Origin of the sequence: uncultured Microbulbifer sp., from assembly GCF_913055755.1 — a bacterium.
In the GTDB taxonomy this organism is placed as follows: domain Bacteria; phylum Pseudomonadota; class Gammaproteobacteria; order Pseudomonadales; family Cellvibrionaceae; genus Microbulbifer.
The window spans coordinates 1-19,852 of the sequence record NZ_CAJXKH010000002.1 but is presented as its reverse complement, the minus strand read 5'-3'; the positions used below and the strand labels follow the sequence as shown (position 1 = coordinate 19,852).

At 53.8% G+C, this 19,852-nt stretch carries 24 protein-coding genes and 1 pseudogene; 5 read left to right on the top strand and 20 right to left on the bottom strand.

The window, feature by feature from the left end; translation table 11 throughout:
* Positions 1 to 15: 15 nt before the first annotated feature.
* The 4 genes from QZ511_RS00650 to QZ511_RS00635 form a co-directional block, all read right to left on the bottom strand.
* The gene (locus QZ511_RS00650; RefSeq protein ID WP_295797449.1) at positions 16 to 1,353 is read right to left on the bottom strand and encodes an alginate export family protein; all 1,338 of its coding nucleotides are present in this window, start codon (positions 1,351 to 1,353) and stop codon (positions 16 to 18) included.
* A 275-nt stretch (positions 1,354 to 1,628) separates the two neighbouring features.
* Positions 1,629 to 3,287, bottom strand: coding sequence for an MFS transporter (locus tag QZ511_RS00645; protein WP_295797446.1), 1,659 nt, complete (start codon positions 3,285 to 3,287; stop codon positions 1,629 to 1,631).
* Positions 3,288 to 3,422: 135 nt separating this feature from the next.
* Positions 3,423 to 4,043 (bottom strand): isochorismate family cysteine hydrolase YcaC, encoded by a 621-nt coding sequence (ycaC, locus tag QZ511_RS00640; protein ID WP_295797443.1) that lies wholly within the window; start codon positions 4,041 to 4,043, stop codon positions 3,423 to 3,425.
* A 95-nt stretch (positions 4,044 to 4,138) separates the two neighbouring features.
* Positions 4,139 to 5,902 carry an amidohydrolase gene (locus tag QZ511_RS00635; protein WP_295797439.1) on the bottom strand — a complete coding sequence of 588 codons (1,764 nt, stop codon included), beginning with the start codon at positions 5,900 to 5,902 and terminating at the stop codon, positions 4,139 to 4,141.
* Positions 5,903 to 6,479: 577 nt separating this feature from the next.
* Here QZ511_RS00635 and QZ511_RS00630 point away from each other — a divergent pair.
* A complete protein-coding gene (locus QZ511_RS00630; protein ID WP_295797436.1) occupies positions 6,480 to 8,639 on the top strand; it encodes a transporter substrate-binding domain-containing protein in 2,160 nt (719 codons plus the stop codon).
* An 81-nt stretch (positions 8,640 to 8,720) separates the two neighbouring features.
* On the opposite strand, the gene QZ511_RS00625 is transcribed toward QZ511_RS00630, so the two are convergent.
* Positions 8,721 to 9,314 carry an FMN-dependent NADH-azoreductase gene (locus QZ511_RS00625; RefSeq protein WP_295797435.1) on the bottom strand — a complete coding sequence of 198 codons (594 nt, stop codon included), beginning with the start codon at positions 9,312 to 9,314 and terminating at the stop codon, positions 8,721 to 8,723.
* Between the two features lie 338 nt (positions 9,315 to 9,652).
* Here QZ511_RS00625 and QZ511_RS00620 point away from each other — a divergent pair, with 338 nt between their 5' ends.
* The 4 genes and pseudogenes from QZ511_RS00620 (at position 9,653) to QZ511_RS00605 (ending at position 12,948) form a co-directional block, all read left to right on the top strand.
* Complete coding sequence (locus QZ511_RS00620) at positions 9,653 to 10,375, top strand: pirin-like bicupin family protein (RefSeq protein WP_295797432.1); 723 nt, start codon at positions 9,653 to 9,655, stop codon at positions 10,373 to 10,375.
* A 161-nt stretch (positions 10,376 to 10,536) separates the two neighbouring features.
* Positions 10,537 to 11,016, top strand: a complete 480-nt coding sequence (locus QZ511_RS00615) for a DoxX family protein (RefSeq protein WP_295797428.1) — start codon at positions 10,537 to 10,539, stop codon at positions 11,014 to 11,016.
* A 415-nt stretch (positions 11,017 to 11,431) separates the two neighbouring features.
* Positions 11,432 to 11,842: pseudogene (locus tag QZ511_RS00610) on the top strand (DUF1097 family protein); the annotation flags it as partial.
* 617 nt (positions 11,843 to 12,459) lie between these two features.
* The gene (locus QZ511_RS00605; protein WP_295797426.1) at positions 12,460 to 12,948 is read left to right on the top strand and encodes a hypothetical protein; all 489 of its coding nucleotides are present in this window, start codon (positions 12,460 to 12,462) and stop codon (positions 12,946 to 12,948) included.
* Here QZ511_RS00605 and QZ511_RS00600 read toward each other — a convergent pair.
* The 15 genes from QZ511_RS00600 to QZ511_RS00530 all read right to left on the bottom strand — a co-directional run.
* Positions 12,945 to 13,091: a hypothetical protein gene (locus tag QZ511_RS00600; RefSeq protein ID WP_295797424.1), complete on the bottom strand. Its 147-nt coding sequence runs from the start codon at positions 13,089 to 13,091 to the stop codon at positions 12,945 to 12,947. The genes QZ511_RS00605 and QZ511_RS00600 overlap by 4 nt on opposite strands.
* A complete protein-coding gene (locus QZ511_RS00595; protein ID WP_295797421.1) occupies positions 13,091 to 13,411 on the bottom strand; it encodes a hypothetical protein in 321 nt (106 codons plus the stop codon). Before QZ511_RS00595 ends, QZ511_RS00600 begins: the two co-directional genes overlap by 1 nt.
* 76 nt (positions 13,412 to 13,487) lie before the next feature.
* Positions 13,488 to 13,805, bottom strand: a complete 318-nt coding sequence (locus tag QZ511_RS00590) for a hypothetical protein (protein WP_295797418.1) — start codon at positions 13,803 to 13,805, stop codon at positions 13,488 to 13,490.
* Complete coding sequence (locus QZ511_RS00585; RefSeq protein ID WP_295797415.1) at positions 13,796 to 14,377, bottom strand: hypothetical protein; 582 nt, start codon at positions 14,375 to 14,377, stop codon at positions 13,796 to 13,798. The genes QZ511_RS00590 and QZ511_RS00585 overlap by 10 nt, the downstream gene beginning before the upstream one ends.
* Positions 14,377 to 15,744 (bottom strand): hypothetical protein, encoded by a 1,368-nt coding sequence (locus tag QZ511_RS00580; RefSeq protein WP_295797412.1) that lies wholly within the window; start codon positions 15,742 to 15,744, stop codon positions 14,377 to 14,379. Before QZ511_RS00580 ends, QZ511_RS00585 begins: the two co-directional genes overlap by 1 nt.
* Positions 15,741 to 15,968 carry a hypothetical protein gene (locus QZ511_RS00575; RefSeq protein ID WP_295797411.1) on the bottom strand — a complete coding sequence of 76 codons (228 nt, stop codon included), beginning with the start codon at positions 15,966 to 15,968 and terminating at the stop codon, positions 15,741 to 15,743. The genes QZ511_RS00580 and QZ511_RS00575 overlap by 4 nt, the downstream gene beginning before the upstream one ends.
* A complete protein-coding gene (locus QZ511_RS00570; RefSeq protein WP_295797409.1) occupies positions 15,968 to 16,483 on the bottom strand; it encodes a hypothetical protein in 516 nt (171 codons plus the stop codon). The genes QZ511_RS00575 and QZ511_RS00570 overlap by 1 nt, the downstream gene beginning before the upstream one ends.
* A complete protein-coding gene (locus tag QZ511_RS00565; protein ID WP_295797408.1) occupies positions 16,483 to 16,836 on the bottom strand; it encodes a hypothetical protein in 354 nt (117 codons plus the stop codon). Before QZ511_RS00565 ends, QZ511_RS00570 begins: the two co-directional genes overlap by 1 nt.
* A complete protein-coding gene (locus QZ511_RS00560) occupies positions 16,824 to 17,039 on the bottom strand; it encodes a hypothetical protein (RefSeq protein ID WP_295797405.1) in 216 nt (71 codons plus the stop codon). The genes QZ511_RS00565 and QZ511_RS00560 overlap by 13 nt, the downstream gene beginning before the upstream one ends.
* Positions 17,040 to 17,042: 3 nt before the next feature.
* The gene (locus QZ511_RS00555; protein ID WP_295797399.1) at positions 17,043 to 17,351 is read right to left on the bottom strand and encodes a hypothetical protein; all 309 of its coding nucleotides are present in this window, start codon (positions 17,349 to 17,351) and stop codon (positions 17,043 to 17,045) included.
* A gap of 11 nt (positions 17,352 to 17,362) precedes the next feature.
* Complete coding sequence (locus tag QZ511_RS00550) at positions 17,363 to 18,178, bottom strand: major capsid protein P2 (protein WP_295797396.1); 816 nt, start codon at positions 18,176 to 18,178, stop codon at positions 17,363 to 17,365.
* On the bottom strand, positions 18,178 to 18,354 hold the full coding sequence (locus QZ511_RS00545; RefSeq protein WP_295797393.1) for a hypothetical protein: 177 nt from the start codon (positions 18,352 to 18,354) through the stop codon (positions 18,178 to 18,180). Before QZ511_RS00545 ends, QZ511_RS00550 begins: the two co-directional genes overlap by 1 nt.
* Positions 18,355 to 18,487: 133 nt before the next feature.
* Positions 18,488 to 19,135, bottom strand: coding sequence for a hypothetical protein (locus tag QZ511_RS00540; RefSeq protein WP_295797390.1), 648 nt, complete (start codon positions 19,133 to 19,135; stop codon positions 18,488 to 18,490).
* A complete protein-coding gene (locus QZ511_RS00535; protein WP_295797386.1) occupies positions 19,119 to 19,589 on the bottom strand; it encodes a hypothetical protein in 471 nt (156 codons plus the stop codon). Before QZ511_RS00535 ends, QZ511_RS00540 begins: the two co-directional genes overlap by 17 nt.
* Positions 19,590 to 19,600: 11 nt before the next feature.
* The coding region (locus tag QZ511_RS00530; RefSeq protein ID WP_295797384.1) for a hypothetical protein at positions 19,601 to 19,852 on the bottom strand (252 nt) is incomplete at its 5' end.

The window sequence follows — 19,852 nt, the reverse complement described above, 5'->3', positions numbered from 1 at the left end:
TTCCGTTTTCTCACGTCAAAACCGATACAGTAGCGTTAATTCGGTAAAATTCAGATCCTCTGAAGGTCCAGTTTCGCGCAGGAACTTCTCTGGCTTACCAAATGTATGTATGGCGGTAAATACCAGACCGCGACAGAAAGTATATGAGGCGGTTAGCGACAACGCAGTGGCTGCGAAGTGAGCATTGCTATCTCCCGGCGCCCGAACTATCCGGCCACCGGGGCTATAGAGCCCATCTTCAGTTTCCAAGCGCCAGAAAAAATTCAAGTCCGTGGTGATTGAGAGTGCCGCTGATGGCTGCAAGTAGAGAAACGTGTGGAAGTTGTAAAAGTTTCTGGGACCGAAGACTGCGGCCTCGGAAAAATAGTTCCCGCGGGGATATAATGGATTGAATGTACCCAGATCGCTATCGTCCGGATCGTCGTCACCGCTGGCGATATTGATACTGATCTTCACCCTAGGCTGCCAGAGGGTATCCCCCCATTGATAACTCGACTCCGTCGCCAGGGTCCAGGCGCTGATCTCGCCGCGCCCGAAGCGGCCAGACTGATATAGCACCTCCCAGTTCCAGGACCAGTTACCCGTTTTGCCCCAGTAGCGAGCACCGAAAGATTGCCGGTCTTCATGAGCGGAGCCCTGCACATAGGTCGAATCTTCGTTCTCGTAGCCCAGGTAGTAAAGATCGAGATTGCCGGGAAGTTTTCCAGAAGAGCGCAATGGCTTTTCGAGTACGCTGTAAATACCCCATAGTGCCTGAGTGTTATTGGTCTTGTCGTCGAATACCCCGCGCCGGTCGAGCCGCGGTCGAGCGGTGATGACATCGACCCGCCAACGTTCGCTGGTGACAAAGCCGCGCCCCCCATCGAAGGTGCGCCGGACATTGGGTCCCTCGCGGACGTCCACAAGGCGCCCTGAACCGAGCACTATTTCCTGGCGCCCGAGGCGCAATGTTGCTTCCCGTCCGTCCGATTCGCCCGCGCTCAGGTCGACGAAGGCGTTCTGCCACTCAAGCTTGTCTTCATCCACAGGGCTTGGGCCTTCTGCGCGCCCGGCCTCTAGCGCACTGGTAAGTTGGCCGAAAATACGCAGATGGCGACTCCAGTGAAAGTCACCGAGCACGGAGTACCGCTGTAGCCACACACCGTGCTCGTCTTGCGGATCCTGGCCATAGGTCGGGTTATTGGTATATTCGTAGCGCTGCCTCACCTCGCCGCCGATGGTGAGGTAGGCGGCGGCGCTATTGTTCAGTGGGAGGTACTTCCAGCAATACGGCCAGCAGTGAGGGCGCGGAGCAGTGCGGAGGTATGAATAATCTTCGTCGAAGCGCAGCTTCTTGATGGGGGGGGGCTCCATCTTGTGCAACCCCCGTCATACTGAACAGGATAGCGACAGCTGCTATCACAAACGTTTCCCAAAGCATGGCATCGGGTGATATCAAAAAGCAGTGACACGGTGGCGGGGAAGGCGTGGTCTTCGCTGGTCGCTTGCAGTTTACACAAGCCGTTGGACTGCGGATCGTCACCGCCACCGAAAGGGAATCTGTTTCGGCCGATGAGCCAGTCAGCTCTTGTTTGATCGCGCTGGTTGTCATTGCGAACCGTTATCAATGTTTCACCTATTGGGTCGGGCTACTGTATAGAGCCCCGCCCGGGCATACTTTTGTCTGGGGTAGCCTGTCCTGGCTCGGGAGAGAGTAGATGTGTCACCAATGGTTGTTTACCGCCGCGATGGAATTTGACCACGCGCTGTTGAATCTCACGGTCCTGTACTGATACACGCTGGTGGTGTCGCAGATGGGATAACCAGGAGTCTTCTATAAAATATTCGATCATGCGACCCGGTTCCGCCACATCCTCGAAAAGCCCCCAGGCAAATGCGCCATGTCGCTCGCGCGAGGCCTTGAGGCTGTTCATGGCGGCAAGGAAGTCCGCGGTATCTGCAATATCAATACGGTATTCTACCGTGACCATGACCGGGCCCCGGTCGAGGCTGATATCACTGGCAACCAGTGGTTGGGGCCAGTATCCACTGGGAGTGTGATCAAGACCTTTTCCCTGTAACAGCTTAAAACGCCAGCTGAGAACAGCAGCCAGAAGGGCGCCGGTGGCGGCAACCAGCAGGGTCAGAGATATCCCAATATAGTTGGCAACCTGCCCCCAGAGGATGCTGCCGAATGTCATGGCACCAAAGAAAATGATGATAAAAATGGAAAGGCCGCGGGCCCGTACCCAGTCGGGTAGGGCTAGCTGTGCGGCTATGTTTAGTCGGGATAACACCGTAATCCAGCAAAATCCCGCCGTAAGGCAGGCGATAATAGCTACATCTGTGCGTTTGACCAGCGCCAGAGCGGCGAGAACCAGTGCGCTTCCGAGGGTCCCGATAAATACCAATCGGTCGGAACTGTACTTACGTGCTAGCCGCGGTAAGAGCGCCGCTCCCAGCACGGCGCCAATACCGACGGCGGTGAGTATCGAGCCATACAGCTGCGGGCCTCCCTGTAGCTCCGTTCGGGCGACCAGTGGCAGAAGCGCCCAGAAAGCACTGACGAACGGAAAAAATGATAACGCGCGCAACAGTGCCGAATGCATAGACCCGCTAGCGCGTACGTAGCGTAAGCCGGTACGCATCGCACTCCAGAAGCGCTCCGCCGGCAGGTCGCTATTCTTCGTCGGTGGCGGCTTCCACCAGAGGAGGGCGGCAATAACTACCAGGAAACTCGCGGCGTTAATGAGATAGGGCCAGCCGATACCGATGGATGCAATGATGGCGCCGGCGAGGGCCGGCCCAATTGCACGGCTGATATTGATGCCCATACTATTCAGGGCAATGGCCGAAGCGAGGTCCGAACGGGGGACCAATTGAGGCACAATCGCTTGCCAAGCAGGGGTAACAAATGCCGCGCCCGTGCCAGACATCAATGTAAACAGTAAGAGTCCCACCGGAGTAATCCTGTCCGAAAAGACGAGACTTGCGAGAAATGCAGTGACTATTGCCAGGATCGCCATCACGATAATCAGCAATTTGCGCCGGCTCACCAGGTCAGCCAGGGCTCCGGCGGGGAGCGCGAACAGGAATACCGGTGCGCTGGTGGCAGCCTGTACCAGCGCGACCATCAGTGGTGAGGGATCAAGGGAAGTCATCAACCAGCCGGAAGCGACATCGTGCATCCATGTGCCGACATTGGATATTACTGTCGCCGTCCACAGAACTGCGAAGGCAAGATGGGAAAAGGGGCCCCACGCAGATTTGTTGACCGTCTCATTTTCTTGCTTGTTACATTTCTTCAACTTGTAGCTCTCAGAGCGTGTAACACGGGCAGCGGTGCGAGCGGGTCACAGCGCATCTGAGCTAGGTGATCGGAAACTGGCGGAATCCTTTTACCTCAGTAAGCCCTCCACGAAAGAGGGCACATTTCACACACGTTACTGCTGTTGCGACGCGTAACTCTGCATCAGATTGGCGTAGTGGGGTAAATGGTTGGCTAAAATTCCGCCAAATCCCTCTATGTCATTTCGCCAGTCGCGGTGCAGTTCACCCGCAACGGCGAACCAGTTTACTAGTTGCGCACCGGCTGCTTGCATTCGGCTCCACGCTCCTTCACGAGTAACCGGGTTGAAAGTCCCGGAGGCATCAGTGACAACAAAAACATCGAAGCCTTCTTCGATTGCCGACAAAGCTGGGAACGCAACGCAAACTTCAGTGACTACCCCCGCGATAAGCAGTTGCTTCTTCCCGGTCGCTTTCACAGCATTCACGAAATCTTCGTTATCCCACGCATTTATCTGACCAGGGCGAGCGAAGTATGGCGCATCGGGAAACGCCTCCTTAATTTCGGGCACCATCGGACCATTCGGTCCATCCTCAAAGCTGGTAGTCAGGATAGTGGGTATGTTGAAGAACTTCGCGATATCCGCCAGCGCCAGAACATTGTTCTTGAAGTCGTCGGGGGAAAAATCGCGAACGAGGGAAAGCAACCCTGCCTGATGATCAACCATCAAAAGGGCTACATCGTCCTTGTCCAATCGCTTGTACTCAAAACCCATGATTACTCACCTCTGTCGTTGAATGTGGGGACATATTTTCCCCGGATACCACCAGTCTAGAAGCCGCATTTAGCAACTACATAACCGAAACCGACCTAAGGACTGCTTGTGTAATTTACTGGCGACCAGTTGGGGATAGCTTGCAGGGTCGGTTTACGATATTGCGGATAGGCAGCGGACGCGTGCTCGATTTCGCCGTTGACTACGGTGAGATCGGCGCTGGTACCTAGTAGCTCCTGCTCTTTTACCTTCAGGATGTCACGGTCCAGGATAGCGAAGTCCGCCACCATACCGGGTGCTATGTCGCCCTTGCTACGCTCCTCACCAGAGAACCAGGCAGAACCCATGGTGAACAGCTTCAGTGCTGTAAGCCGATCGAGGCGGTTATCGGCATCATACAGTTTGGTACCGCCCACTGTCCGCCCAGATACAACCCAGTAATAGGTGGCCCAGGGATTGAAGCTGGACACACGGGTTCCGTCCGTTCCCAGGCCCACGGGGATACCCAATTCGAGCATCTTGCGTATCGGTGGCGCGCGGCGCGCGGCATCTTCGCCATAACGTTCAATAAAGTATTCACCGGCAAAAGCCATGCGTCCCTGTACCGCGATACCGCCGCCCAGCGCCTTGATCCGCTTCAGGTTTTTATCGGACACCGTTTCTGCGTGGTCGAACGACCAGCGCACCTTGCCAAGAGGCTGGGTCTTGTTGACCCGCTCCAGCACATCCAGCATGCGTCCGATGGATTCATCATAGGTTGCGTGAATACGAAAGGGCCAGCCATTTTCAATATGCAGGCGGACCACCACTTCCAGCTCCGTTTCCGCTTGCGCCTTGAGGTCCGGGCGGCTGGACGTGAAATTTTCATAGTCGGACGCAGACCACACTAGTAGCTCCCCGCCGCCCTCTATTACATAACCGTTGTCGTGGTCGCTGTGGAAGTTCTGGTCATGGTGATAGTCGGCCATCCACGCCTCAAACTGCCTGCGCTCCTCACCCGGCTTCTGTGGAAAAAGGAAAGCCGATATGCGTATCGGCAGTTCGCCGTCCTTCGCCAGCTTTGTTGAGGCCGCATAGTCCCTGGGGAACTGGTGACCACCGCCGCCGGCATCCACCGCACTGGTTTCGCCAAGGCTCAGCAAGTGCCGGTAGAACTGAATGGAGGAGTTGTACTGTTGCTTCGCATCAAGCGGCGGCAGGGCGCCGATGGTGCGATACAGAATCATCGGGTTTGGATCCGCGATCAGGCGCCCGGTAGGATTACCATCCGCATCGCGCTCGTAACGACTGCCCTCTGGCGCCACACTGTTGCGGTCTATCCCCAGCGCCCTCATGCCGGCATTATTGAGTAGACCACCCGAGTAGAGGAAGAGTATGAATACCGGCGTATCCGGTGCCGCCGTGTTGAGCTCGTCAACACTGGGCATGCGCTTCTCTTTGAATTGATAGGGTGACCAGCCGCCAATCACTCGCACCCACTGGTCCTCGGGAGTGCGCTTGGCCTGTTCGCTGACGAGGTGCAATGCCTCCTCGAGGCTGTCGATGCCCTCCCAGCGGGTTTCACTGTTGTAGAAGCGCCCGCCGCGCACCACGTGTAGATGGGAATCGTTGAGTCCCGGAATCACGCGCCGGCCTCCGGCGTCGATGACTTTGGTGTCCGGGTCTTTATCTGCCAACAGGCTCGCAGCATCCTTACTCAATGCGGTAAAGACGCCATCTTCGACGGAAAATGCGGTCAGGTTTTCGCCACCGTGGAAACTAGTGACTTTGGCATTTGTGACGATCAAGTCCGGGGCCCCCAGCGCCGGGGTGGCACAGCCTATACACCCGGCAAGAAGGAAGCAGAGGAAGGCTCTCATGCTGTTTTCCGCGTTTCAGTACCGAAAACGCCCCGGCGCGGGTCGGGGCGTCTTGGCATTTTTCTGCCCAATTTTGTGCTAAACATCTCTAACAAGAACGCACGCCGGTAATGATGGTGCACAATTTCGCCACACCGTAGGCCTCTCTACTGACACGACCGGAAGCGACGATGAAGAAATCAACGACCTGGTGATCGAGACTGGCAGACCGTTTTCCCACCTATACCGCCGAATAGACGTCATGCCAAGATTTCATTGTAGTTCGTGGGACAGGGACCAGCTGTGAGAATTCCGGTGCTAGCGTGGGAAGAGGTACTGGACACCACCCGTGCGCCTCTATTGATTGGGTGTGTAGAGGGGACCAGTTATGTCTGGTTGTAACCGCCTTCTATTCAAAAGGTCTTCGACGATAACCTATTGTTGCCACTAATTTGGAGCGAGGAGGGCATTGCCTTCTGCCATTTTTCGTCAGCTACACCGACGTCGATAGTCTGGGTCCGGCATCTCGAGAATTGCTCGGGGAATTACATAATTAAAAACAAATCGATGGATTAAAACTCAGGAATACAGCATAGAAATGACTTTCCGCTTAGGAAACAGGGGGCTTTTTCAACTTTTCGGTGCCGTCACGCTTTTGTTGTTTGTGCTGGGTTGTGAGCAGCAGATTTCTCAAAATTCGTCTTCCGATAAGTCGCGGTACGATGTCGATCGAACCGATATCAATGACTCTCTAGATTTCATGAATTATCGGGAGGTCGGCGATTTAGAATCTTTGAAAAGGCGTGGGTTTATTCGCTTTGCTACCTACACGTACTCGTTGGACGACCAGCTTCCACGAGCCTCCGTTGTCAGTCAGCGGCATCGTGATTTGGCCAGGCAATTCGCCAAAAGATTAGGATTACATCCCGTTTGGATTCAGGCAAATTCTCCGGCACACGGCATTGAACTATTGCGCAGTGGCCTGGCAGATGTTATCGCGGACAATTTTACGGATACTCCACAACGACATCATCTGATCGGCACCACACAAGCGATATTCCAAGCCTATCAAGTATTGATCACGTCTGCGGATGGTCCCGAAATCCAGAACCCAGAAGATCTTAAAAAAGCCACCATTTTAGCCATAAGTGGAACCGTTTTCTCGGATACCGCGAAAAAGCTCACTCAGATGTACCCGAATTCTGGTTTGACCATAAAAGAAATCGAAATACGAGATAACCCTGACGAACTTATGGATAGCCTGAACCGTCATCCAGGATCCATCACCATTCTTGATAGCAACACCGTGCAAGGCATCCTCGAATACCGTAATGATTTTAAGATGGGGGCTCGCGTCAGCGAGAAGGAGGGCATCGTATGGGCTGTGCGCAAGGACGCATTGCGTCTGCGTACCCGTCTGAACAACTACCTGACCCGTAGACTGGTTTCAGAGCATGAAGTACGCACATCAGACTGGAATGATATCAAGGATTCCGGAGTTATCCGCCTGCTGACCCACAATACCGCAACCAGTTACTACCTGTGGAAAGGCGTACTGATGGGTTTTGATTACGACCTGGCCAAAGCGTTTGCCGATCACCATAACCTGGAGCTACAGGTTGTCGTGGTTCCCTACGGAGAAGATCTTGTTGAATGGCTCAAGCAGGGGCGCGGAGATATTGCCGGATCTTCAACAACAATTACTCAGGCACGCAAACAGCAGGGCGCCACTTTCAGTATCCCGTACTTGAGAATATCCGGACAAGTCCTAAGTAACAGGAATCAGCGGCCAATTGAAACGCTACAAGATCTCGACGGCCGCACGCTCACCGTACGCTACAGTTCTAGCTTCTCCGATGTGATAAGGAACCTTCGCCGAAATGGGATTGACGTAAAGCAGGAAATTGCTCCAGTGTCTTTTGCACAACTTGTCAATATGCTTGCGGAAGGGGATCTGGATGCTATTGCAGGAGATTCTCACGCAGTGGAAATTGAAGCTTCGCTACGTCCGGAGCTGCAGGCCGGTGTCATGCTAACCGCGCCCAGATCACAAGCCTGGATGGTTCTACCTAAGAACACCGTATTACTAAAAAATGTAAATGTTTTTTTGAACGACTACAAGACCACCAGCGCATACCGACAGAAAGTCGATGCCTATTTCAAGCCCAGTGGCCGGTATGGAAAACGTGCGAAAGCGCGCATTGATCCGGATAGCGACCTTTCACCGTTTGATACTCTAGTACAATCATCATCACAAGTTTATGATTTCGATTGGAAACTAATAGTCGCTCAGATGTGGCAGGAGAGCAGCTTCAACCCGAGTGCCGTTTCGCCAGTGGGGGCTCAGGGTCTATTGCAGGTTATGCCTGGCACAGCGGAGGATATGGGTTTTACGCCACCACTCTTTGATCCAGATCGCGGTATCCAGGCAGGAGTGAAATATCTCAGCTGGGTGCGAGACCGGTTTGATACCACAATGCCAGTAGATGAAAGATTGTGGTTTAGCCTAGCAGCCTACAATGCCGGATATGCACATGTTCTGGATGCGAAGCGACTTTGCGAAAAGCTTGGATTAGACGCAAACATTTGGTTCAACAACGTCGAAGTAGCAATGCTTAAACTGTCGGAGCCTCGCTATTACAACACTGCCCGGTATGGATTTGTGCGCGGTGCGGAGCCAGTTCGCTACGTGAGAAACATCAGAGAACTATATAGAGCATATACCAGCCTCTCTGAGGGAAGAGTTATTCAAGAATAATTGTTGAGCCGTTAGTCAATGCATTTATATGAAAAAAGAGCGGTGCAAATACACCGCCCAAACAGGGGTACACGAGAATTCTTACGCGATTTGAGCAATGCTATTCCTGGCTGCTAGCAAGCTATCAGTTTTAGCCTCATCATTCACAGCGAGCCCCTCTGCATGTATGAACTCAACATCAGATATCCCGATAAAACCCAGGAATTGACGGATAAAGCTCGTTTGCCCATGATTTTCTCCGTAAAAGCCACCGCGCGTAATTACCACATAGGCCTTTTTTCCGGTCAAAAGACCGACTGGGCCTTCGGGTGTATATTGAAACGTTTCGCCAACACGAGCGACATGGTCGAAATACGAATGCAGGCTTGAAGGCACGCTGAAGTTGTACATTGGAACCCCAAGTACCAGCACATCTGCATTGCGGATCTCATCTATTAAAGTGTCCGAATAGTCAACGACCGCCTGCTCATCCACCGTTCTCTCCGACCATTTGGTCGAGAAGGCCTGAAATCGAGGCAGGGTTAAGTGAGGGACCGGATCAACTGCCAGGTCACGGGTAGTCACTGTCCCATTTGGATGAGCAGACAGCCATTTCTCTTTGATCTCTTCAACAAGCTGCGACGATTGTCCATCTTGCTGAAAAATACTTGTTTTGATCTGGAGTAAATTTGCCATATCGATACCTTTAATCAAGGTTGGTTTTGAGTTGGCGGAATTTAAGCACTTACGAGATGGATAGGGAATTGAATAAAATAGGGCAAAACAATCTAATTACTCGAACGGATGCGACCACACTGCTACTGCACAATGGCTACACAGCGGCTCAATAGCGCCAAAACTTAACATCTACGGCCGCTGAATTCCTGCCACAAAGATTGATTCGAATATCATCAGGTATGAAAATCGAATGACATAATCGGATTTTTCAAATATTCAGATTGAAATGAGAGGCATAGAATCTGCCCCAATGTTGCGTAGCGGGTATTTCGCTAACGCTTAAATTGGAGAGAACCATGGAATACATCCGCCTATCTGACGAACGCGGTCGCGCGAACTTCGGTTGGCTAAAAAGCCAGCACACGTTTTCATTCGGTTCGTATTTCGATTCCGAGCATATGGGCCTATCCAGCCTTCGAGTTCTCAACGACGACCGAGTGGCCCCGGGTGCTGGATTTGGCACTCATGGACACAGGGATATGGAAATAATTTCCTACGTAATAAAAGGGGAGATTGAACACAGAGATAGCATGGGAAACCACTTTGTGATCCCCGCAGGTGAAGTACAGCGCATGAGCGCAGGCACAGGCATCACTCACTCAGAGTACAACCCTTCAACGCACCAAGAATTGAGATTCTTGCAAATTTGGATACAGCCAAATAGAAAAGGTATAGCACCGAACTACGCCCAGAAAAAAATTGAACAACACGAAGCCTTGACAGCCTTAATAACCCCCAAAGGAGAGCATGGCACGCTAAGTATCAATCAAAACGCCAGCATGTATCGAATGGCACTAAATCGTGATGAAGAGCTTACATTGAGCATTGATAGAAAGAGAAAAGGGTACTTACATATTCTTTCTGGTGATGCACAAATTGAGTCAGATATAGCCGGAAACAACGGAATATCTAGCATCGAACTAAGTTCCGGGGACGGAATTGGCAGTGCTCGGCCACGGAAACTACTTATTAAATCCAGATCCGAATTTTCGGCGCTCTGGTTTGACCTTCCTGGATAACCGTATATTTTCTGCCCATCATGAAAATAGAGCGTTCAATATTTTAGGTTCATACGGACAATTTTTTTCAATTCAATATTGAATCAAATACAAATAGGATGGACCCGTCCATCAAGATGGCAGTGACAACTGTCGGATTTAACTTTTATTTGGAGAAAATCATGAATACTTATCTTGAAAGAGTGTTGCATACAAATAGCAATATAGCAGCACTTATTCTGCGGGTTCCCGTCGGGATTATACTTTCTGCCCACGGGGCACAGAAACTGTTTGGTGCATTTGGAGGCTATGGTTTAGAAGGTACCGGTCAGTGGATGGCGTCTATTGGATTGGAACCCGGATACCTTATGGCTTTGCTAGCAGGAAACGCAGAGTTTTTTGGCGGAATTGCGCTAGTGCTAGGTCTGCTGACTCGGCCGGCCGCACTTATAAGCGCGTTTACCATGCTGGTCGCTCTATTCGTGGTGCATTTGGAAAACGGTTTATTTATGAGCAATAACGGCTACGAATTTGCGCTCGCCCTATTGATGTCAACAACGGCATTGGTATTCCAGGGAGGCGGTACGTTCTCATTAGATCGCGCCTTCACGAAGAAGGACAACTTTACTTCCATGCTATCGAATGACATTAGAGAAGCCTAGATTGGTTAGGTAGTATCCAATGTTTTTTTGCACAATGGCCCGCTTAACAGCGGGCCATTTTTTTTAAATCCAAATTTCCATAGAACACAGAACATCAATCCATCTGAGAAATAGCAAAGCGTGTATTCTTTACACGTTTACTGAACATCCATTTTTTCTCACCAATACCTTGATTCTAGAACGTCGAACAATTTCACAAATTTTTGCTGATTTTTCATGGGTCAATCCTGGATTAGCATTCCCCCTAAATCAGCAGATGGTAAGAAGCTCTGCAAAAGTCGAAATAAAACTGATTCAATTCAGGAGGACGTTTCCGGTGTATCAAACAGATATTCCTAAGTGTTTTGTAGATTTAAGGCATTTTTGTAAGAATTTATTCAAGCGTAAAGCTCTTCTCTAGGTTGGCGTAACAGCAGCAACAAGTATTTCAATAGCGCTACCTGTCTGGGTAGCAATTGCTGGATGGTTATCGTATTGCTCACGCGGCAGCTCAATAAGAGACGGGGTCTATAATCATGCCTGTCTAGTGACAGGGCTTGGAATCGGAATAGCGGCGCAATCTGTAGTAGGGCAGTGGGATCCCACATATGAATTGTGGCCTTTACTTAGTTCTGTAATCTTGGCTGTCAGCGGTGCCTGGTTAATGAATATTGCTACCGGTGTACGGAATTTGCTCAGCTACTTGATTGGCATATCAGTTGTTGCCATTGCAGGTTTGGATATATCAATCGGTAGTTATCTGTATCTGACGGTCGCTACGACCCTAGGTGCCGCTATCGCTTTATCCACGGGTGTTCTTTATCAAACATTTTGGGATGGAGATTAAAAGATGAATGCAATACACACGCTAATTGAATCGCTAAACAGCCACTTAACTGATGTTGTGCGATCCACAATAACGGATATTGGCCTGATGCGCGCCCACGAAACAATGAGGAACCTTGACCAGGAGTACGCCAGAGAAAATCCGGGAGGTACTGAAAATGTTTAGGCGCTTGGCATTCGTAGTCACGGTCTCATTTATTACTGCAATAGCCTTTACCGGACCAGTAGTATCTGACGAGGGCCTTCCGTTAGACATCAGTACAAGCCAAATGTAAAAGATGGGTTGCATCGCGAGTACCTCGATGCCGGGGTATTGATGCCGGGGTTAAAAAGTCCTTGGGGCACAAAAGCCATATGCAGGACAGCGTACATTGCAGGATTGAGCCACCGTTCCATATATTAGTGCGCATAATATAGATTATGTTAAATACTGCGCCTGTTTCCAAAAAGTCAATACCCGCCAGCGCCACACACGCCCCAAACCCCGCAATTGCACACTAAATCGCCGTTATCGATAAAAAAATACCATGAATAAATTTTGCCGATTTGGCGCGTGTTTCGTCTTTTGTGACATAGTACCCGGCGCTTTTGTGAACCAATAAGAAGGAAAAGAAGCGCATGGAACCCATCACCAATAATCACCCGGACTTTGGTCATTTCTATCTGCCGCTCGATGCCGCGACCGTTGCGGATATCTGCCGGGTCAGCCTGCGCACGGCGCAGCGCTGGTGGAACGGCGACAGCCGCCCGCCCTATTCGGCAATTCAACTGGTGCGACTGGTACACGGTGGCCGGGTGATGCCCGGGGGCTGGCCGGAGCACTGGCGGTTTGCCCTGGGGACGCTACAGACGGGCAGCGACTGCGACGCAATACGGCAACAGGATATTGCCGCGTATCACTGGGTTAAAAACAGCTGGTATGAGGCGCTGGCGCTGATTACACGCACCGAGCAGCAGATCAATGCACTGCTGCCGCTGCTGCGGGAATCAGACCGGGAGAAATTACAGGATCACCGCCTCGCCCTGGGGGAACTGCGCAGCCGCGACCATATAGCGCGGGAATGGCGATTGCGGCAGCGAGAAAAGCACCGCGCCAGCGGCTGCTAATTCTGAATGGCACGGACAAGCCTTGCGGTCTCTTCGTGCTTCAATTCGACTGCCAGCAATCGGCGGTCGAATTTCCACAGGCACACCACCAGCGCGACGGTGGCGATATCTCCGGTGGCCTGCAATGCCTGCAAAAATTCCATTACCGTTTGAGCCTCTGAAATTTATCAATGCCGAGCAGGGTTGCGGTGATGGTCACCAGCAGGCCCAAATACCACTCCGGCTGTGCCATGAGCAGCTGAAACCCGGCCCCGGCGCTTTCACGCATAAACGGCAGGTAACAGGCGATTGCCGGATAGAACCAGAACAGCACCAATATACGCCCGGTCCAGCCGGTAGCGCCCGCTTTTTGCAGTTCGATTTTTGCCTCGGTTTTTGCCCTGCCGAGCTGCTGGCGATTGTTAAAAAAACTGGTACCCCAGCCGAGAATGGTTGTCAGCAGGGTAACGACTGCGGCACTCACTGCTGGCCCCGCTTGTTCATGTGCTTCACGATCAATGCGACGGTGATGCCCGCCGCGACGGTGATTGCATACTGTTTCACATCGCCCCCCATCCGCTGTAGTTGCTGCCGGTATACGGCTGAATATCGTCTACCGGCGTTGGTTGAAACAGCTCTTTTTCCGCTGCCATCTGTTCCGGGTGCGTTTTCTCATACAGCCACACGCCGAGCGAGAAATCATCTTCACCCGTGACGGTGGACCCCACCGCGTTTACACCCTTGTAGGCAATATTCTGGTCACTGGTCGGGTTCAGCGCCTGCCCGATTGCGCCGCGCTTGGCATACAGGAACAGGCCCCCGCCAATCGCCGCGGCGGTCAGCACCATTAGGCCATCAACTTTTACTTTTACGCCCATGATACGCCCTCGCGAATAAAGTCCAGTGTGTAGGGCTGCTCGCCGTTTTCGTGCAGGGTCATTGCCTCGAATAACTGCGGGTACAGATCCCGGGTGACGGTTTGCATCGGCAGAATGCCCGAGCGGTTCGACACATGGTCGATGTACGCGCGCAGGTCGTTTTCACTCTTTGGCGCCCAGGCGCCGAGAATGCCCGCGAGCGTATCCACGCCCCGGCTTCGATAGGCACCGCCGACGATGCGCGTCGCAGCGCGGAACCCGTAGCGGGCATCGATAAACTGCGCAAAGCGCGGGTCGGTCTGGCTCGCATCCAGCCCTAGCCAATCGTCGCCCTTTTCGATATTCAGCGGGTTATTGTTGCGAATCCCACGCTTGGTGGAATTGGCCCCCGGTTCAGTGGTCAGCGCTTCGGTTACGTTTTCCAATCCCATCACCTCTAAAATACTTATATTTTTTTCTGGCTCTTTATTCTGCGGCGAATCGGTCACCACCACTTGCCGCCCCGCCCTCGCACTCAAAAACACGGCGCCAGCAGTCAGCGCCGCCAGCGCCAAACCGCCCGCGCCACGCATCACGCTACCGCCGCCGGCAAAATGCTAATCTCAAAAACGCTTCCGTCTACCACTGTCAAATCCGGCACCGACATACCCCGACGCGCAAAGGTTTGCGTGCCGGAATTAACGGCAATTTCTGCACGCCCGTTGTCATACTTGTACCCTGTCAAATAATCCAAGTAATCGGTACCTCCGCCGACACTGGAAACAACAAACGGCAGCCAATCAAAAGAAACTACGGTTGCGCCGTAACGGTCGAAACTTGCCACCCGGTCAAATAGTTTCTGTGTGACTCGCCGCGACGCGTCACCAACCGGCTGCGAATAAAGCTCCCCATAGGTTGTAATATCCCGCGTCTCTTGTATGCCCGTCCAGCGGATACCGTGCAATGTATCCGGTGTTATTGCTTCATAGTACGACGCGCCAGACACCCCACTTCCATAGGAAAAATCTAAAGACTCGTCACGAACAATACCGTTCGCCGTAATCCGATACCCGGCAAAATTTTTCACCGAGTTGAAATTGCTATATAGCCGATCCTCTGCACCCAACAACATAATCGAATCCGTCGCGTGCGAAATTGCAATTTCCTCTCGCACATCCTGCCCGAAAAAATCGAATGATAAGATTTTTGTTCCGTCACCATGCAGGCAGTAAATCCGATCACCCCAAATATGCAGCCCGCGCCTTGTTGTTGTTATATAACCTCCGAGCGTCCCCGCCGGAGCAATCGGCACTAAATCCGCGCCCGGATAATCTGCCTTATATATAGCCCCGGCTATGTGCCGCATAAATACGCGGAAACCGTCTGTAATTGCGAGACTGTTCATATTGCTTGAACTAAACCCGGCGCTTGCTGGATAGGTAAAATCAACCCCAGATACAGTATCCAAACCCAGTTCTACGATTGCGCCGGTGCTGATTACCGCGTAAAACTTACCATCCTTATAGGTCGCCCCGTAGCACGAATCCATCCCAGATGCTACAACCTCATTACCTCCCACCATCACCTCTGTGGCCAACGATACCGCGCCCACCTCACGAGTAATATCGGCTGGCAACGCATCAGCAACCCCGCCCGACTGAGTGGAAATATACGCGGAAACATTCAACTCACCGGATACGATCAATCGGGAAAACTCGCCAAAGCCCAATACCAGTTTTATCACCTGATCGTAGGGACTGACCACGCGCACGGACTGCACGGGTCGATCAAAGCGCGCGAAGTCGCCCGCCTTGCGACCGGACAAACGGGAGTCGCCAATTACAAAATCAAGGTCGGTACCCTGATCGATGAAAATAAATTCACACGGCTGATCGATATTCAGCGGTACGCCCGCTTTCAGAATTTTTGTGTGTGTCTGCTGCTGCTTGTTGCCGGTCATTCCATCCACCCGTTGCCAACTACCAAATGCACGTTACCGGCAGAGGTGGCGCGCAGTGTTTTGAATTTTTGATCCAGCTTGACCTTTTCGGCTTGCAGCAATTCCAGCTTTCCGCCATCGAACTCCACCGTCACGGCGGCGGCGGTTTTGTTCAGAATGAACGATGAAGGCGGGCAGATGATACTGGTCGGAATGCCGTTGCTTGCTGTTTTGTAATCGCGCATCACTTGCCCTTCCGGTTTTTGACCACGGCGGCGACGACGATACCGGCAGCGGCGAGACCGCCAACCACCTTTAACGCCTTGATGCCTTCGGTGGTGACCGCTTCGCCTTCGCTGCGGCTGTTCAGCATGGCCAGTTCAAAACCGCGTTCTATGGTTTCCACATTCTGCTTGCTGGCAAATTCGGTGCTTTTGGTGATTGCGCCGATGGCCTGCGCGAGTGTGTCGCTTGCAAACTGGTTATTTTCTTCCAGGGCACCGAATGACAGCGCCCCGAAATTCTGCGCGGTTGCAAATGCTTCTTCTGTGGCGGTCAGCCCCAAGTCCAGCGCGCCCTGGTTCATTTTTATTGCGGCATCGATTGCGCCGTAGTCGGTGCTTGTGATATTGCCGACGCTCGCGCCTTCGGATAGCGCGAGGTTCACACGGTCACCGTCTCCGGTGCCTTCCACAAAGTTGAACGTCTGATCGACCTGCGACGAACTTTGCGAGCTGCTGCTTTTGGAATCTCCGCCCATTACAGTTCCATCCGGTAAACGCTGCCCGCGTATTGCAGGCCCACGCGTTGATAAAGTGACTCAATCCGCCAGTCTCTTGTGTGACAGCGAATCGACTTGAATTTGCCCAGGGCCCCGGCTTTCACCGCGCGCAGCCCCCGCACCAGTCCGGTGCCGATGCAGGCACACAACACCAGCTCTTCACCCTCGATTCTGGTGACAAAAAAACCGGACGCGCCGCCGCCGATTGCATACAGCTGCGCCGCTCCGGTCTCCAGTTCCCGCTCCACTAGTGGCGACAGCACACCGGGCGCGGCATCGAATGCGAGCGCGGCGGACTGATGTGGCCACGGTAGCCGGGTTATTTCTTCCACAGGTAAACGGCTCCCAGCAGTACCGCGCCGCCAATCAACAGCGTTTGCGTTGACAGCCCGGAAGTGCCGCCCGCGTTGTTAAACGTGAACGTTTTATTGCCGCTGCCGCTGCCGCCTGCGCTGCCGCCTGTCGCGGAGGACGGGCCACCGCCCCCCATATCCAGACCGCCGCCGCCCGTGAGCGATGTCAAACCACCAAACATGTTCTACCCCTTGGCGAGTTTCACCACCGCCATGCCGGCCAGCAGTACCCCGGTGAATTGCAGCACCCGCTTATCCATGACAATGCCGCCTACACTCACCGTATTTTTGGCGACTGCGGTTTGCCCGGCATTGACCTGCCGCGCATCTGCGCCCGCGTAGGCGGCGGGCGAGCTGCTGGCATCGACATAAGCGTTTGCGTTGTCGGGTTGCGGTGCTGCCTGGGTCACTTGCGGCGTCGGGTTCTCCGCCGCCAGCTTGCCCAGATACAGCTCCCCGGCCCAGTCGAGAAAATTGGAACCTGAAGAGGCCATGATTTACCCCCTTACACTTCCAGCTCGCCGAGGTACTCCGCGAGAATTTCCACTGTCTCCGCGCCGGAACTGGTCAGCTTGAGTCGCAGATCCTGCGCGGTGCGCACGTCCAGCTTGTTCTCGCCGTAGCCATCTTCGGAGAAGTCCACGACCACCCAACCGGCTTGCGGGCTGCGCTCGGAATCGGCGAGCATGAAATCATTCAGGGCGGTGGTGCGCTCCCAGACGGTGCGACCGTCGCGCTCAATCTCAAGGTCTGTGATGTTTGCGGCCTTGATGAAAATGCGACTGATCCACTGGTGCGAACGGGTACCCTTCGGCAGCTTGTCAAAGTCCCAGCGACCGGCGAGGCCCTGCGCATACAGGCGGCGCAGCGAGCGAATCATGCCCGGCCCACCCTCGCGCACCGGCGATTGGATTGCGTAGGCGTTGGTAATTGCCGGAGTGGTGGCGGTACCGTCGATATCTACCTCCAGCGACAGCGAGTCGATAATCTGGCCGGTTTTCGGGTTCAGGCTGCCGATATTCAGTGCGGTCAACTCTTCCAGGTCGCGGCGCTTGAGGCCGGTCTGGTCGATGCAGATGCGAACAAAGGAACCGTCACCGGCTTGCAGGCCATCGAACTCGTTCATCACGTCCAACGCTTCACCGGAAAACGACATGATGGCCTTGGCGTTGGCCATCACGCGCACTTCATTGATTTTGCTGGTGGGGATATTGGTTGCCAGCACGAACGCGTGATACGTGCGCGGCTTTGGCAGTTTGATTGTCGCGGTCTGGCCAGGGGCCACACCTTCGGCGGGTGCGAGTCGAATCGTCTGGCGCATTACTTTTTCGCTCCCTTGGTGGCGACATTCGCGGCGGTTTGCAGGGGAGCAATGCCAGATTTTTTGAGCAGGAACGCCACGCCCATAAGGCCAGCGATACCTACGGCAGCGGAAAACGCAATACTGCCGTTAAAGTTGTCCTGAACGGCCGATTTGGCCTTGTTCACTGGGTCCATGATTGGAAGTCCTCAGATTTGCCCCTTGTCGGGTTGTCGGTTTTCGGAGGCTTCACATTCGGCGGGCGACAGGCACAAAAAAACCGGCGCAATGGCCGGTTAACCTAAAGGTCTGGATTCGGTCGGGATTCGGTTAATTTTTTTGGTATTTGAGCTGGTATTGCTGCGGCTCGCGGTGGTTGGCCGGGTCGAATCGCCAGAATTGCAGCGGCTGCTGGTCGGCAATGGCAGGGCCCGGGATTCCGTAGCGCTTGCCCACCTTGACCGAGGTATCCCCGAGAATCGAGCCAATCACGGCTACCTCGCAGGCATTCAGCACCGTTTTTGATGTCTCCTCTGGTTTCTGCGCCACCGCGTGATACCGCAGTCCGAATTTGCGCCCCTGATTCAGCAGGCGCATGTGCTCCGGCGCGGCCGCGCCGCTGCGGGTACCGCTGCCGGTCAGCTCCTCATCGATCACATAGGTGATCTTGCTGCCGTTTAGCACCGCCCACACCAGCCGACAGAAGAACTCGTGTTCCTCTTCGTTCTGGAATACTGGCGAGTAGGCAATGCGGAAACCGCGGCCCGACTTGACCGCGCGCAGCACCGCCGCCGCGAACGCTTTTTGCGTGTGGTAGCGGTGCGCCTTGTGGTCATAGTTCGGGTCAAATATTAGTACCCTTGCACCCTGCTTTGGTATCTCGCTGTTCTGCTTGACCGCCTGGGACTTACCTTGCCCACTTCGGGCAAGGTAGATGGTATTGCGGTTTGGCAGTGACGGGTCAGGATTCGTCGCCATCCGGGCGCACCCCCTGCTGTATGGTCTCCTCTGCCTGCTCCGCTTCGGCTTCGGCCTTGGCCCGGTCGGCCTGTTTCAGGCCCACCACATCGGCGGCGGAACGCCACACCAGTTCCCCGACAAAGGCGAGCGCGTCGGCCTCTTCGGAATACTTCAGCACCGCCGACTCTTCCAGCTGGTGCTTGGCCAGCGCCGGCGCCAGCCGGGTCTCCGATTCTTTGTACACCTCTTCCGGGTACTTGATGCGCTTATCCAGAAACCCGAACACGCCTTGCAGCGCGCCGACGATATTGCGCGCCTTGGTGCGCGCTTTTTCCATCGGGTCTACTTCCACCGCCTTCGGTGCTTCCGGCAGTTCCTGCCCCTGCTCGGTCTCGCCGGTTTCGGCTCCGGCCACTACGGCTTCTATATCGGCGATATTGTCGCCCTGCTGCTCTACTGCTACTTGATCCATGTGCGCCCCCTTTAAATTGCGCTTTTTATAATCAAACCGAGGCCGGCCACCAAGCCAACCCCGGCCAAAACTGTGCCCGCCGCTGGCTTGGCTTTTGGTTCCTCAGCCCGCGCCGCTGCTGGCTCCGCCTGTTCCATCTCCGGCGACCAATCATCTTGCACGGCGGTCGGTTTGGGTTTCGGTTTCTCCCCGGCCACCAGTTCGCCCTCAATATTGCTTGGCGGCGTCGGCGGCTCGCCCTTCCAACTGGCCGCGCGCCAGAT

Excerpts from the sequence above, each read along its gene's own strand:
- QZ511_RS00650 (WP_295797449.1), bottom strand. The coding sequence starts at position 1,353 with ATGGAGCCCCCCCCCATCAAGAAGCTGCGCTTCGACGAAGATTATTCA.
- ycaC (WP_295797443.1), bottom strand. The coding sequence starts at position 4,043 with ATGGGTTTTGAGTACAAGCGATTGGACAAGGACGATGTAGCCCTTTTG.
- QZ511_RS00635 (WP_295797439.1), bottom strand. The coding sequence starts at position 5,902 with ATGAGAGCCTTCCTCTGCTTCCTTCTTGCCGGGTGTATAGGCTGTGCC.
- QZ511_RS00630 (WP_295797436.1), top strand. The coding sequence starts at position 6,480 with ATGACTTTCCGCTTAGGAAACAGGGGGCTTTTTCAACTTTTCGGTGCC.
- QZ511_RS00625 (WP_295797435.1), bottom strand. The coding sequence starts at position 9,314 with ATGGCAAATTTACTCCAGATCAAAACAAGTATTTTTCAGCAAGATGGA.
- QZ511_RS00620 (WP_295797432.1), top strand. The coding sequence starts at position 9,653 with ATGGAATACATCCGCCTATCTGACGAACGCGGTCGCGCGAACTTCGGT.
- QZ511_RS00615 (WP_295797428.1), top strand. The coding sequence starts at position 10,537 with ATGAATACTTATCTTGAAAGAGTGTTGCATACAAATAGCAATATAGCA.
- QZ511_RS00605 (WP_295797426.1), top strand. The coding sequence starts at position 12,460 with ATGGAACCCATCACCAATAATCACCCGGACTTTGGTCATTTCTATCTG.
- QZ511_RS00600 (WP_295797424.1), bottom strand. The coding sequence starts at position 13,091 with ATGGAATTTTTGCAGGCATTGCAGGCCACCGGAGATATCGCCACCGTC.
- QZ511_RS00590 (WP_295797418.1), bottom strand. The coding sequence starts at position 13,805 with ATGGGCGTAAAAGTAAAAGTTGATGGCCTAATGGTGCTGACCGCCGCG.
- QZ511_RS00585 (WP_295797415.1), bottom strand. The coding sequence starts at position 14,377 with ATGCGTGGCGCGGGCGGTTTGGCGCTGGCGGCGCTGACTGCTGGCGCC.
- QZ511_RS00580 (WP_295797412.1), bottom strand. The coding sequence starts at position 15,744 with ATGACCGGCAACAAGCAGCAGCAGACACACACAAAAATTCTGAAAGCG.
- QZ511_RS00575 (WP_295797411.1), bottom strand. The coding sequence starts at position 15,968 with ATGCGCGATTACAAAACAGCAAGCAACGGCATTCCGACCAGTATCATC.
- QZ511_RS00570 (WP_295797409.1), bottom strand. The coding sequence starts at position 16,483 with ATGGGCGGAGATTCCAAAAGCAGCAGCTCGCAAAGTTCGTCGCAGGTC.
- QZ511_RS00560 (WP_295797405.1), bottom strand. The coding sequence starts at position 17,039 with ATGTTTGGTGGTTTGACATCGCTCACGGGCGGCGGCGGTCTGGATATG.
- QZ511_RS00555 (WP_295797399.1), bottom strand. The coding sequence starts at position 17,351 with ATGGCCTCTTCAGGTTCCAATTTTCTCGACTGGGCCGGGGAGCTGTAT.
- QZ511_RS00550 (WP_295797396.1), bottom strand. The coding sequence starts at position 18,178 with ATGCGCCAGACGATTCGACTCGCACCCGCCGAAGGTGTGGCCCCTGGC.
- QZ511_RS00545 (WP_295797393.1), bottom strand. The coding sequence starts at position 18,354 with ATGGACCCAGTGAACAAGGCCAAATCGGCCGTTCAGGACAACTTTAAC.
- QZ511_RS00540 (WP_295797390.1), bottom strand. The coding sequence starts at position 19,135 with ATGGCGACGAATCCTGACCCGTCACTGCCAAACCGCAATACCATCTAC.
- QZ511_RS00535 (WP_295797386.1), bottom strand. The coding sequence starts at position 19,589 with ATGGATCAAGTAGCAGTAGAGCAGCAGGGCGACAATATCGCCGATATA.